The 12076-nt window shown below is 61.2% G+C and carries 14 protein-coding genes; 8 read left to right on the forward strand and 6 right to left on the reverse strand.

Going from position 1 to position 12076, the window contains the following annotated elements; genetic code table 11:
- Window positions 1-14: 14 nt before the first annotated feature.
- The 5 genes from ugpE to rsmI all read right to left on the reverse strand — a co-directional run bounded on the left by ugpE (window position 15) and on the right by rsmI (window position 4532).
- Window positions 15-857, reverse strand: coding sequence for a sn-glycerol-3-phosphate ABC transporter permease UgpE (gene ugpE, locus QWE_RS05035; protein WP_006725008.1), 843 nt, complete (start codon window positions 855-857; stop codon window positions 15-17).
- A 10-nt stretch (window positions 858-867) separates the two neighbouring features.
- Complete coding sequence (locus QWE_RS05040; RefSeq protein WP_006725009.1) at window positions 868-1749, reverse strand: ABC transporter permease subunit; 882 nt, start codon at window positions 1747-1749, stop codon at window positions 868-870.
- A gap of 66 nt (window positions 1750-1815) precedes the next feature.
- On the reverse strand, window positions 1816-3114 hold the full coding sequence (locus QWE_RS05045) for an extracellular solute-binding protein (protein WP_006725010.1): 1299 nt from the start codon (window positions 3112-3114) through the stop codon (window positions 1816-1818).
- Window positions 3115-3249: 135 nt separating this feature from the next.
- Window positions 3250-3618 carry a YraN family protein gene (locus QWE_RS05050; RefSeq protein WP_006725011.1) on the reverse strand — a complete coding sequence of 123 codons (369 nt, stop codon included), beginning with the start codon at window positions 3616-3618 and terminating at the stop codon, window positions 3250-3252.
- Entirely contained in the window at window positions 3615-4532 is a 918-nt protein-coding gene (gene rsmI, locus QWE_RS05055; protein WP_006725012.1) for a 16S rRNA (cytidine(1402)-2'-O)-methyltransferase, read from the reverse strand. The genes QWE_RS05050 and rsmI overlap by 4 nt, the downstream gene beginning before the upstream one ends.
- Window positions 4533-4757: 225 nt before the next feature.
- On the opposite strand from rsmI, the gene dnaN reads away from it, so the two are divergent.
- The 6 genes from dnaN (at window position 4758) to QWE_RS25450 (ending at window position 9203) form a co-directional block, all read left to right on the forward strand.
- Window positions 4758-5876, forward strand: coding sequence for a DNA polymerase III subunit beta (dnaN, locus tag QWE_RS05060; RefSeq protein ID WP_006725013.1), 1119 nt, complete (start codon window positions 4758-4760; stop codon window positions 5874-5876).
- A 126-nt stretch (window positions 5877-6002) separates the two neighbouring features.
- Entirely contained in the window at window positions 6003-6596 is a 594-nt protein-coding gene (pmtA, locus tag QWE_RS05065) for a phospholipid N-methyltransferase PmtA (RefSeq protein ID WP_006725014.1), read from the forward strand.
- A gap of 116 nt (window positions 6597-6712) precedes the next feature.
- Window positions 6713-7417 (forward strand): orotidine-5'-phosphate decarboxylase, encoded by a 705-nt coding sequence (gene pyrF / locus QWE_RS05070; protein WP_006725015.1) that lies wholly within the window; start codon window positions 6713-6715, stop codon window positions 7415-7417.
- Window positions 7418-7441: 24 nt separating this feature from the next.
- Window positions 7442-7729: a DUF1330 domain-containing protein gene (locus QWE_RS05075; RefSeq protein WP_006725016.1), complete on the forward strand. Its 288-nt coding sequence runs from the start codon at window positions 7442-7444 to the stop codon at window positions 7727-7729.
- A 132-nt stretch (window positions 7730-7861) separates the two neighbouring features.
- Window positions 7862-8842: a complex I NDUFA9 subunit family protein gene (locus QWE_RS05080; RefSeq protein WP_006725017.1), complete on the forward strand. Its 981-nt coding sequence runs from the start codon at window positions 7862-7864 to the stop codon at window positions 8840-8842.
- A gap of 202 nt (window positions 8843-9044) precedes the next feature.
- Window positions 9045-9203 (forward strand): hypothetical protein, encoded by a 159-nt coding sequence (locus tag QWE_RS25450; RefSeq protein ID WP_006725018.1) that lies wholly within the window; start codon window positions 9045-9047, stop codon window positions 9201-9203.
- 63 nt (window positions 9204-9266) lie between these two features.
- On the opposite strand, the gene QWE_RS05090 is transcribed toward QWE_RS25450, so the two are convergent.
- Window positions 9267-10073, reverse strand: coding sequence for an undecaprenyl-diphosphate phosphatase (locus tag QWE_RS05090; RefSeq protein ID WP_006725019.1), 807 nt, complete (start codon window positions 10071-10073; stop codon window positions 9267-9269).
- A gap of 142 nt (window positions 10074-10215) precedes the next feature.
- Here QWE_RS05090 and QWE_RS05095 point away from each other — a divergent pair, with 142 nt between their 5' ends.
- Both QWE_RS05095 and queG read left to right on the forward strand, forming a co-directional pair.
- Window positions 10216-10908 carry a glutathione S-transferase family protein gene (locus QWE_RS05095; RefSeq protein ID WP_006725020.1) on the forward strand — a complete coding sequence of 231 codons (693 nt, stop codon included), beginning with the start codon at window positions 10216-10218 and terminating at the stop codon, window positions 10906-10908.
- A gap of 11 nt (window positions 10909-10919) precedes the next feature.
- Window positions 10920-12074: a tRNA epoxyqueuosine(34) reductase QueG gene (gene queG, locus QWE_RS05100; RefSeq protein WP_006725021.1), complete on the forward strand. Its 1155-nt coding sequence runs from the start codon at window positions 10920-10922 to the stop codon at window positions 12072-12074.
- Window positions 12075-12076: the final 2 nt, after the last annotated feature.

Consider the following 12076-nt stretch of genomic DNA (forward strand, 5'->3'; position numbering starts at 1 on the left):
GGGCGCTCCTCTCTTTACTTGTCGGTTTCGGTGAGGCCCTTGATGAACCAGCTCTGGAACACCACCACCACAATGACGGGTGGCAGCAGTGCGAGCACGGCCATGGCAAAGGCTTCGTTGTAATCGGGGATCTGCGATCCGACCCAGACCTGCAGGATCTGCTTGATGCCGCGCATCAGGGTGTAAAAGCGCTCGTCGGTGGTCATGAGCATGGGCCAGAGATACTGGTTCCAGCCATAGACGAACATGATGATGAAGACGGCGGCGATCATGGTGCGCGACAGCGGCACCAGCACGTCGATGAAGAATTTGAATGGACCGGCGCCGTCGATGCGTGCTGCCTCCAGAAGTTCGTCCGGCACCGACTTGAAGAACTGCCGGAAGAAGAAGGTGCCGGTCGCGGATGCGAGGAGCGGCAGGATCAGGCCTTGATAGCTGTTCAGGAGCGAGAGGTCGCTCATTACCTTGTAGGTCGGCATGATGCGCACTTCGAGCGGCAGGAGCAGCGTGGTGAAGATCAACCAGAAGGCCAGGGTCGCAAAACGAAAGCGGAAATAGACGATGGCATAGGCCGCGAGCATCGAGAGCACGATCTTGCCGATAGCGAACCCGAGCCCCAGGACCAGCGAGTTCATCGCCATGGTCAGCCCCGTCACCTGGCCGGTGAAGCCGCCGGACTTGAAGAGCACCTTGTCATATGTCTCGGTGAAATCATCGCCGATCGACAGCATCAGGCCATTGGTGTGGATTTCGGCTGCCGAATGGGTCGAGGTGGTGAAGGCGACGACCAGCGGCCCGAGCATGAAAATTACGCCGGCCATCAGGATCAGGTGATCGAAGAATTTGGTGCGGTACATGGCGCTCTCCTCAACCGTAGTGGACGCGGCGTTCGATGAAGCGGAACTGGATCATGGTCAGCACGAGGACGACCAGCATCAGGATGACCGACTGGGCCGAAGACGAGCCGAGATCGTTGCCGCGGAAGCCGTCGAGATAGACCTTGTAGACCAGCGTAATCGGGTTGTTCGCCGCCTTGTCCTTCACGATGACGTCGATGACGCCGAAGGTGTCGAAGAGCGAATAGGTCATGTTGATGACCAGGAGGAAGAAGGCGGTTGGGGTGAGCAGCGGCAGGATCACTGTCCAGAAGCGGCGCGTGCCGGACTTGCAGTCGATGGCGGCTGCCTCACGGATGGAGGCCGGAATGCCCTGGAGGCCAGAGAGAAAGAAGATGAAATTATAGGGGATCTGATTCCAGACGGCGACGACCACCATGGCAAAGGCCGTGTCGAAGTAATTGAGGCCGACCTTCATCTCCCAGCCGAACAAGGCGGCGAATTTCACGAAGGGGCCGATATGCTGGTCGAAGATCATCATGCCGATCAGGCCGGCGACCGGCGGGGCGATGGCATAGACGATGATAAGCAGCGTTTTGTAGGCCGACTTGCCGCGGATCACCGCATCGGCCTTCAGAGCGAGCAGCATGCCGATCGAAAGCGCGAGGAAAGTGACGATCAGGCTGTAGCCGATCGTGAAGCGGGCAATCCGCTGATATTCCGAGGAGTTAAGCGCATCGGTATAGTTGGCGGCACCGACGAAGCTCGAACCGAAACCGAAGGGATCCTCGATATAGAAGGACGAGGTTATCGCCTGCATCGAGGGCCAGTAGAAGAAAATCGAAATGATCGCGAACTGCGGCAGCAGGAACAGATACGGCAGGTATCGCGAGTTGAACTGGACGCGCTTCATGGAGCCCTCTCAATGCAAGTCCCGGGAGCTTGTCGCCCCCGGGTCCCAATCAAGTTTCAGAAATGATCAGCCAGCCGTCTTGGCGAAGCGGGCGAGAAGCTCGTCGGCTTCCTTCTTGATCGTTTCCATGGCGTCCTTGGCCGTCGTCTCACCCGCGAAGAGGCGGTTGTATTCGCGCTCCATCACGGCGCGGATCTGCGGGTAGAAGCCAAGGCGATAGCCCTTGTTCCACTCGGCGGTCGGCAGCTGCAGCTGCTGGATGCCGACTTCGGCGGCCGGCTTTTCGTTGTAGTAGCCTTCCGACTTCGACAGCTCGTAAGCGGCGTTGGTGATGGCGACGTAGCCGGTGGCCTGGTGATAGAATTTCTGGACTTCGGTCGAGGTCAGGAAGTTGAAGAACGAGGCCGAGCACTTGTTTTCTTCAGCCGACTTGCCAGCCATCGCGAAGAGGGCAGCGCCACCGATGAAGGAGTGGACGCCAGCGCCTTCAATCGAGTTCCAGTAAGGCAGGAAGGTTGCCGAGAAGGGCATGGTCGCGGTCTTCTGCAGGCCGCCAAAGGAGCCCGAAGAACCGATCCAGAGAGCGGCCTTGCCTTCTTCGAAGACCTTCTGGTTGTCGTTCCAGGCAGCGCCGTAGTAGCCGAACAGGCCCTGATCGTACCAGGCCTTCAGCTTGTCATACATCATGACGTGGTTTTCGTCGGTGACGTTGATCGTCGTGTCGACGATGCTGTCATAGCCGTTGTTGTTCGAAGCGAACTGGATGTTGTTGCGCGAGAAGAAGTTCTCGGTGAACTGCCAGGTGAGCTGCGACTGGACGAGCGGGATGAAGCCGGCCTCTTTCAGCTTCGGCGCGATGGCTTCGAACTCTTCCCAGGTCTTCGGGGCTTCGACGCCGGCCTTCTGCAGGGCTTCGTCGTTGATGTACATGATCGGCGCCGAAGAGTTGAACGGCATGCCGACGAACTTGCCTTCGCTATCGGCGTAGAAATAGCGGACACCTTCGATGAAGGCTTCGCGGTTGAATTCGAAACCGTTGTCCTTCAGGAGGTCTTCGGCTGCGATGGTCGCGCCCTTGGCGTTGATGATCGTGGCGGCACCGGCATCGAAGACCTGCAGGATGTTCGGCTGCTCGCCCGAACGGAAGGCGGCGATGCCGGCTGACAGGGCTTCTTCATACGAGCCCTTGGAGACGGGCGTCAGAGCGCATTCGCTCTGGGCTTCGTTGAACTTCTGGGCGATCTCGTTGATCACTTCGCCGTTGCGGCCGCCCATGCCGTGCCACCAGGTGATGTTGGTCGCGGCAAGCGTCGTCGATGCAGTCATGGTCAGGGCCAGAGCGGCCAGGGAAATCTTCTTGATCATGGGATAGATCCTCTCCACCGGTTGTTGCGGTGAGGGCTCCATTAGGGCCGCTCCATGACAGCGACTTGAAAGTTTTGTGTCAGAGCTGTCACAAAACGAAGGTTTCATTACTTGCGGTTCGAAAGTGAAACGAAGCTAAAATGCGCCCTCGAAATGGACCGGCCAGCGCCATGGCCGCACGACGATGATATCATGCCGAAGTGACAGCCGTGTTGCATCGGATTGCCTGCGAAGCCAATGATCTGCGGCATTGGCAATGCGTCGCTCGGCCGCGTAGCTGACCGCATCGACGCCTGAACGCAGATCTTTTCGCGCTTTCACTTCGACGAAAATGACGAGATCACCGCGACGGGCGATAATGTCCACTTCGCCGGCTTTCGTCTTGTAGCGGAGCGCCACGATCCGGTAGCCTTTCAGAAGCAGAGCGAGTGCCGCGCGGTATTCCGACCAGCGGCCCAGCCTTTCGGCGCGGATACGTTTTCGATCCGCGCCTCTGGGCTTCATGCGGCCCCCTTGAGTTCCAGCAGGCGCTGGTAGAGCTCCTTGCGCGGCAGGCCGGTCAGCTTTGCGGCCTCGGTCGCGGCCTTGGCTGTCGGCATGGTGGTCGATAGCTCGGCGAGCAGGATATCGACATCGGCTGCATCGGGCGCAGCGTCGGGAGCGGGTGGGCCGATGACGAGCACGATCTCGCCCTTGACCGTCTTGTCGGCATAGTCGCTGGCGAGATCGCCCAGGGGACCTCGGCGGAATTCCTCGAAGGTTTTGGTCAATTCGCGGCAGACGGAGGCCGGCCGATCCTTGCCCAGTTCATCGGCCGCCGCGACAAGCGTATCCGCGATCCGGTGCGGGGACTCGAAGAAGATCAGCGTCGCGGGCACCTTGGCGAGTTCGCGAAGTCGGTCCCGCTTCGCCTTGTCTTTAGTAGGCAGGAAACCGGCAAACAGGAAAGCGTCGTTCGGCAGGCCGGAGCCCACGAGAGCAGCGAGCGGTGCGGAAGCGCCTGGGATCGGCACCACACGGTGGCCAGCTTCGATCGCCCGCTGGCCGAGGCGATAACCTGGGTCGGAGACGAGCGGTGTTCCGGCATCCGAGACGAGGGCGACGGACTTGCCGGCTTCGAGGGCGGTCAGCAGTCGGGCACCTGCCTCTTCTGCATTGTATTCGTGATAGGCGTAAGGCCGGTTCTCGATCCCGTAACGGTCGAGCAGGACGCGGGTAACCCTTGTATCCTCGCAGGCGAGCACATCGGCACCGGCAAGCGTTTCCAGCGCGCGGATGGTAATATCGCCGAGATTGCCGATCGGGGTTGCGACCAGATAAAGCGCGGGCTCCAGCGGCCGCGCCGCAATCGGCGTGTCGTTGAGGCGATAGCGCTTGGAAGTCTGCGCAGTGGCGGCATTCTTGTCTTCTGTTGTCATGCGGCCTTTATCCTCCAGCCCCATGCTCGCGGCAAGGGTGCCCGGCCCATAAACCATTCCGATAACCTTGGCGTGGGACGAACGTGGAAAACCTTGGAGCCTCTTGCTTTTCCCGCTGATTTACTGCCATTTTGCCCGTCCACATCGTCCGGCCCGGGGACTGCCCGGCCCCTATTTTCCGATCCGGAACTCCGGAAGACGACACGTCGAAAGCGGTAGCATCCCATGCGTATAACTCTTGAACGGTCCAATCTCCTCAAGTCCCTCAATCACGTGCATCGCGTGGTCGAGCGTCGCAACACGATCCCGATCCTGTCGAATGTGCTGCTGAAGGCCGAAGGCGCCGAACTGGACATGAAGGCGACGGACCTCGACCTTGAGATCACCGAAGGCACGCCGGCCATGGTCGAGCAGGCGGGTGCCACAACCGTTCCTGCGCATCTGCTCTATGAAATCGTGCGCAAGCTGCCCGACGGTTCCGAGGTTCTGCTCGCCACGAACCCGGATGGCGGCACGATGACGGTCGCTTCCGGCCGCTCGAAGTTCTCGCTGCAGTGCCTGCCGCAGTCGGACTTCCCGGACCTCACCGCCGGCACCTTCACCCATTCCTTCAAGATGAAGGCATCCGATTTCAAGATGCTGATCGATCGCACCCAGTTTGCGATCTCGACAGAAGAGACCCGCTACTACCTGAACGGAATTTTCCTGCACACGATCGAGGCGGGCGGTGCTTTGAAGCTGCGCGCCGTTGCCACCGACGGCCATCGTCTCGCCCGCGCCGATGTCGATGCCCCCTCGGGCTCGGAAGGCATGCCCGGCATCATCATTCCGCGCAAGACGGTCGGAGAGCTGCAGAAGCTCATCGATAATCCGGATCTCACCATCGGCATCGAGATCTCGGATTCCAAGATCCGCCTCTCCATTGGCTCGGTCGTTCTGACCTCCAAGCTCATCGACGGCACCTTCCCGGACTATCAGCGCGTTATCCCGCAGGCGAACGACAAGGAAATGCGGGTTGATTGCCAGACCTTTGCCCGCGCCGTCGACCGCGTCTCAACGATTTCGTCTGAGCGTGGCCGCGCCGTGAAGCTGGCGCTCGCCGACGGCCAGTTGATGCTGACCGTCAACAACCCGGATTCGGGAAGTGCGACGGAAGAAGTCGCCGTGGGCTATGAAAGCGACGCAATGGAGATCGGCTTCAACGCCAAATATCTCCTCGACATCACCGCCCAGCTTTCCGGCGACGATGCGATCTTCCTGCTTGCCGATGCCGGCTCTCCGACACTCATTCGCGACACCGCCGGCGCCGACGCCCTCTATGTCCTGATGCCGATGCGCGTGTAACGCGCGCCGGGCTCAGACAGGAATTTTGCCCACTTGCGTCATTCTTTCTTGCGTTTGCGACAACTTGGCCCAAAATTGTCGCATTCGGCTCGCAGCAATCGAGCAGCAACAAGAAGAGGGACGATCATGGCCATCCGATTGAAGGAACGGTTCGAGAAGAAATTCGACGAGGAAATCCGGTTCTTCAAGGGCATGATGCAGGGTCCAAAGCTCGTCGGCGCGATCGTGCCGACGTCGTCCGTGACCGCAAAGCGCATGGCGAGTGTCATCGAGCCGAAGTCCGGCTTGCCTGTGCTCGAGCTTGGCCCCGGCACCGGGGTCATCACCAAGCAGATCCTGGCGCGCGGCGTTCCGGCCGACAAGATCGTTTCCGTCGAATATTCCGAGGATTTCTACCGCCGACTCGTCGAGGATTATGCGGGCGTCAACTTCATCCATGGCGATGCCTTCGACCTCAAGAACATCCTCGGCGACCTCGCCGACAGAACCTTCGACTGCGTGATATCAGCCGTACCGATGCTGAGCTTCCCGATGGAAGCGCGCATCCAGCTGCTCGAGGATCTGCTGTCCCGCATCCCGGAAGGGCGCCCCGTGGTGCAGATTACCTACGGCCCGGTGTCGCCGATCATCGCCAAGCCCGATCGCTACCACATCCAGCATTTCGACTTCGTCGTGCGCAACATCCCGCCGGCCCAGCTCTGGATCTACCGCAAGGCCTGAGCGCCCACTTTTGCGGAGAACGGGGGATCGTCGATCCCCCTGCCCTTGTCATGCTTGCGATTTGACGCGCGGCATGCGAGTGGACGGGTCATGGAGATCTGGCAGGAGTCTTTGTCTTGAGCGCACGTCACCGTCTCATCGTCGGACTGGATGTTCCGACCGTCCAGGAAGCCGAGCGGGTCGTTTCCACGCTCGGCGACAGCATCTCCTTCTACAAGATCGGTTATCAGCTGGCCTTTGCCGGTGGATTGGAATTTGCGCGCGATCTGGCGAGAGAGGGCAAGCAGGTCTTCCTCGACATGAAGCTGCTGGACATCGACAACACGGTGGCGTCTGCGGTCGAGAACATTGCGCGCATGGGCATGACCATGCTGACGCTGCATGCTTATCCCAAGGCCATGGCGGCTGCCGTCAAGGCGGCTGAGGGCTCTGGCCTCTGCCTGCTCGGCGTCACCGTGCTGACGTCCATGGACGAACAGGACCTGACCGATGCCGGCTACGAATATGATCCGCATACGCTCGTGCTGAAACGGGCCGAACAGGCGCGCATCGCCGGCATGGGCGGGATCGTCTGCTCGGCGGAAGAGGCGTCGGCCGTGCGCGGAATCGTCGGGCCGAAACTGGCGATCGTCACCCCCGGCATCCGCCCGGCAGGCGCCGACAAGGGTGACCAGAAGCGCGTGATGACACCGTCGGACGCTATTGCGGCCGGATCGAGCCACCTCGTCGTCGCCCGCCCGATCGTCAAGGCCGAGGATCCAAAGGCGGCAGCGCTTGCGATCCTCGCCGAGATGGACGAGGCGATGGCCAAGCAGGCATAATCAAAGACAAATCGGGAGGACGTCATGGCCAAGGGATACTGGATCGCACGCGTCGATATCCGCGATGCGGAGCGCTACAAGGATTATGTCGCCGCCGCAAAGCCGGCCTTCGAGAAATATGGCGCGACCTTTCTCGCCCGTGGCGGCGCTCATACTCAGCTCGAAGGCCAGGCCCGGTCCCGCAATGTGGTGATCGAGTTCCCCTCGCATCAGGCCGCCGTCGATTGCTACAACTCGCCGGAATACCAGATCGCCGCGAAGATCCGCCAGGAAGTGGCCGATGCGGAGATGGTGGTCGTCGAGGGCGTTTGATCGCCCGCTCCCCCTGAGGCCGAATGTCCCGCGGAAGAGGCCTTGACGGGCCTTTCCCCCGCCAGACGATTCGGTTAAGAGAGGCCAGATCGCGCATATCGTGTGCGCCCAGATAGTTCAGGGGAGCCGTCCATGACCTTGTCCAACCTTCCGCCGCTCGTCACCGTCTTCGGGGGCTCGGGTTTCGTCGGACGGCATGTCGTCAGGGCACTCGCCAAGCGCGGCTACCGTATCCGTGTTGCCGTTCGCCGCCCTGATCTCGCAGGCTTCCTGCAACCGCTCGGCAATGTCGGCCAGATCTCCTTCGTCCAGGCCAATCTGCGCTATCGCTCGTCAGTCGATGCCGCCGTTCAGGGCGCCGACCATGTCGTCAACTGCGTCGGTATCCTGTTCGAAAGCGGCCGCAACGGCTTCGACGCGGTCCAGGATTTTGGTGCCCGCGCTGTGGCCGAAGCCGCCCGTTCGGTCGGCGCGACGCTGACGCATGTTTCGGCGATCGGCGCAGATGCGAAGTCCGACTCCGTCTATGCCGCGACCAAGGGCCGTGCGGAAGCCGCCGTCCAGTCGATCCTGCCCGACGCGATCATCCTGCGTCCGTCGATCGTCTTCGGCCCGGAAGACGGCTTCTTCAACAAGTTTGCAGCCATGGCCCGCATCGCTCCTGCCCTGCCGCTCGTCGGTGGTGGCAAGACCAAGTTCCAGCCTGTCTATGTCGGTGACGTCGCCGAAGTCGTGGCGCGTGCCGTCGACGGCTCGATCGCCCGCGGCAAGATCTACGAACTCGGTGGCCGCGATGTTGCGAGCTTCAAGCAGTGTCTTGAGATGATGCTGGAAATCGTCGGCCGCAAGCGTGCGCTGGTGACCCTGCCTTTCGGCATCGCCTCGCTGATCGGCAGCATCGCCTCTGCCGTGCCGCTGATCACGCCGCCGCTCACCAGCGACCAGGTCAAGCTTTTGAAGAAGGACAATGTCGTTTCGGCCGCCGCGAAGGCCGAAGGGCGCACGCTGGAAGGCCTCGGCATCCAGCCTGTGACCATGGCCGCAATCCTGCCGACCTATCTCGTGCAGTACCGCGTGCATGGCCAGTACACAGGGACCGGTAAGGCGGCCTGAGGCCGCCCGAACTCTCGCTTTCACGCCTTCAACCTGGAACGCAGTTGCACAAAAGACGCAGCCGCATGAAGACCTGCGTTAACCGCGGATAAAGCAAGTTCGCCTATTGATGGCAATCGTGGCAATGCGTAAAGACTGGCCCCAGCGGCCGGGCGGCAACGATTGCCGGCCCTTCATTTCAGTCAGTCTCAAGAGGCATTCCATGGGCAAGTCCATCGCACTGTTCTTCGCAAGTGCGGCACTGGTTATCATCGCTGGTTCCTTTGTCGCGCCGACCACGGTCGCCGCTCGCAAGGACAATTGCTCGCCCGCCTATGGCATCGACCCCTGCTCGACGGCGTCCATTCCGTCGGCCAACTGATTTCTGCAAATGAAAAGGCTGCCCCTCGGGACAGCCTTTTTTCTTGTCTCGGCTCGGCCGGCTTCAGCCGACCAGCAGCAGCCCGAGGATACCGAGCGTGCCGATGGCGATCCGCCACCAGGCGAAGGGCGCATAGCCCCGCTTCGAGATGAAATTCAAAAGCCCCCGCACGACAAACAGCGCCGAGACGAAGGCTGCCACGAAGCCGATCGCGATGATCATTGTGTCATCAACGGTCAGCGCGTTGCGGTTCTTGTAGAGATCCAGCGTGAAGGCGCCGAGCATGGTCGGCATGGCGAGGAAGAAGGAAAATTCTGCCGCCGAACGCTTGTCGGCGCCGAGCAGCAGAGCGCCGACGATCGTTGCGCCCGAGCGCGACGTGCCGGGAATCATCGCCAGGCACTGGCAAAAGCCGATCTTCAAGGCGAGTGACAGCGGATATTCGGTGACGTCGTGGTACTTCGGCTTGAGCGGCAGCCGGTCGATCCACAGCAGCACGAAGCCGCCGAGGATCAGCACCACGCAGATCAGCATAGGCGTCTCGAAGAGAACCGTCTTGATGAAGTCATGGGCAACAACACCAATGACGGCAGCGGGCAGAAAGCCCAGAAGGACAGCGCCGACAAAGCGACGGCTTTCGGCACTCGTTGGCAGCGAGAGCGCGATCCCCAAGAGCTTGGCGAAATAGACGCTGAGGATCGCGAGGATCGCCCCCAGTTGGATCAACACTGCAAAGGTGTTGCCAGGCGATTCGAAGCCGAGGAAATGGCCCGCAAGTAGGACATGGGCGGTGGAGGATACCGGCACGAACTCGGTCAGGCCCTCGATGAGGCCGAGGACGAGCGCGCTGATAATCGATTGATCTTCCATGAGGTCTCCTTCAGGGGGGAAGGCAAAGTGATTTGCTTGTATTGCCGGGGCCGAAACCCTATAGCTTGGAAGCCGCGCTGATGACCAGCCGCTTCGACAGCCTGCGTTGCGGCCACTGAAAAATCCGAGAATCCGAGTCCCGATGCCGACCCTGTACCATCACACGATGTCCACCGCGTCCCGTTTCATTCGACTGGTATTGTCCGAATACGGCTTCCAGACGGATCTGGTGGAGGAACAGACCTGGGAGAAGCGCAAGGAATTCCTCGCCTTCAATCCCGCAGGCACGCTGCCCGTCTATGTCGATGACAATATGCGGGCACTCTGCGGTCCGACCATCATTTCCGAGTTCATTGACGAGACGCATGGCGTGTTGAAGCGCGACCGGCGACTCTTCGCCGAAGACCCGTTCCAGCGCGCGGAAATTCGCCGGCTGACGGAATGGTTCCTGCAGAAGATGGAGCAGGATGTCACGAAGCCGCTGGTGCGCGAGCGCGTGCACAAGCTGATCATTCCGAACGGGCTCGGCGGCGGCGCACCCGATTCCAAGGTCCTGCGCACAGCGCGTTCCAACATCCGCCATCACATGAAGTATCTGACCTGGCTCTCCGGCTCACGCCAGTGGATCGCCGGTGAGCGCTTGAGCTATGCGGATCTTTCTGCCGCTGCTGCCGTCTCCGTGCTCGACTACCTCGGCGAGATCGACTGGAACGAGTTCCCGGTCGCCAAGGAATGGTATCAGCGCATCAAGTCGCGACCGTCCTTCCGCCCGCTCTTGACCGAACGCGTGCGCGGCATCACGCCGGTGTCGCACTACGCCGACCTCGACTTCTGACGGTTGCTGTCATGGACGAGCCGCAGATCGATCCGAAGATCCGGAAGCGGCGGGCAGATCTTACGCAGTTTCTGCGCCACGAGGCCTATGCCCAAGGCTTCGATCTCTGTCGCATCACGCTGCCGAACGCCATTCCCGAAGCACCGGCCCGGCTTGCGAGCTTTCTTGAAGCCGGCCGGCACGGCACCATGAACTGGATGGAGGAAACTAAGGAGCGCCGCGCTGATCCACGTGTGCTCTGGTCCGAGGTGCGCTCCATCGTCATGTTCGGCATGAATTATGGCCCGAACGAGGATCCGCGCCTGCTGCAGGCGCAGCCGGAGAAGGCGGCGATTTCCGTCTATGCTCGCAACCGCGATTATCATGACGTCATCAAGGGGCGCCTCAAGGAAGTGGCGACGCGCTTTGCCGCGCATGCGGGCGAAGACGTGAAGGTCTTCGTCGATACCGCGCCTGTCATGGAAAAGCCGCTCGCGGCGTCAGCCGGTCTCGGCTGGCAGGGCAAACACACCAATCTTGTCAGCCGCGACTTCGGCTCCTGGCTCTTTCTCGGCAGCCTGTTCACCACGGCGGAGCTTGAGATCGACGCCCCCGAGCGCGACCATTGCGGCTCCTGCCGCTCCTGTCTCGACGCCTGTCCGACAGACGCCTTTCCGGCACCCTACCAGATCGATGCGCGGCGCTGCATCTCTTACCTCACAATCGAGCACAAGGGCCCGATCGACCGGGCGCTGCGCCCCGCTTTCGGCAACCGCATCTATGGCTGCGACGACTGTCTCGCGGCCTGTCCGTGGAACAAGTTTGCCGCAGCCGCCCGCGAGATGAAGCTTGTCGCCCGCGAGGACCTGAAGGCGCCCGAGATCGCCTTCTTCCTGACGCTGGACGACCCGAGCTTTCGCACCTATTTCAGCGGCTCGCCGGTCAAGCGCATCGGGCGGGACCGTTTCGTGCGCAACGTGCTGATTGCGGCCGGCAATTCCGGCTCACTTGATCTCGCGCCGGCCTGTGAAAGGCTGCTGACGGACGGCTCTTCTGATGTGCGAGGCATGGCGGCCTGGGCGCTGTCCCGCCTTTTGCCGGCAGATCGCTTCGCCTCTCTGAAGAGAGCGCATTTGACGACGGAAACGGACGAGCATGTCCGACAGGAATGGATGACGGAGAACTGACG

Origin of the sequence: Agrobacterium albertimagni AOL15 (genome assembly GCF_000300855.1) — a bacterium.
GTDB classification, from domain to species: domain Bacteria; phylum Pseudomonadota; class Alphaproteobacteria; order Rhizobiales; family Rhizobiaceae; genus Allorhizobium; species Allorhizobium albertimagni.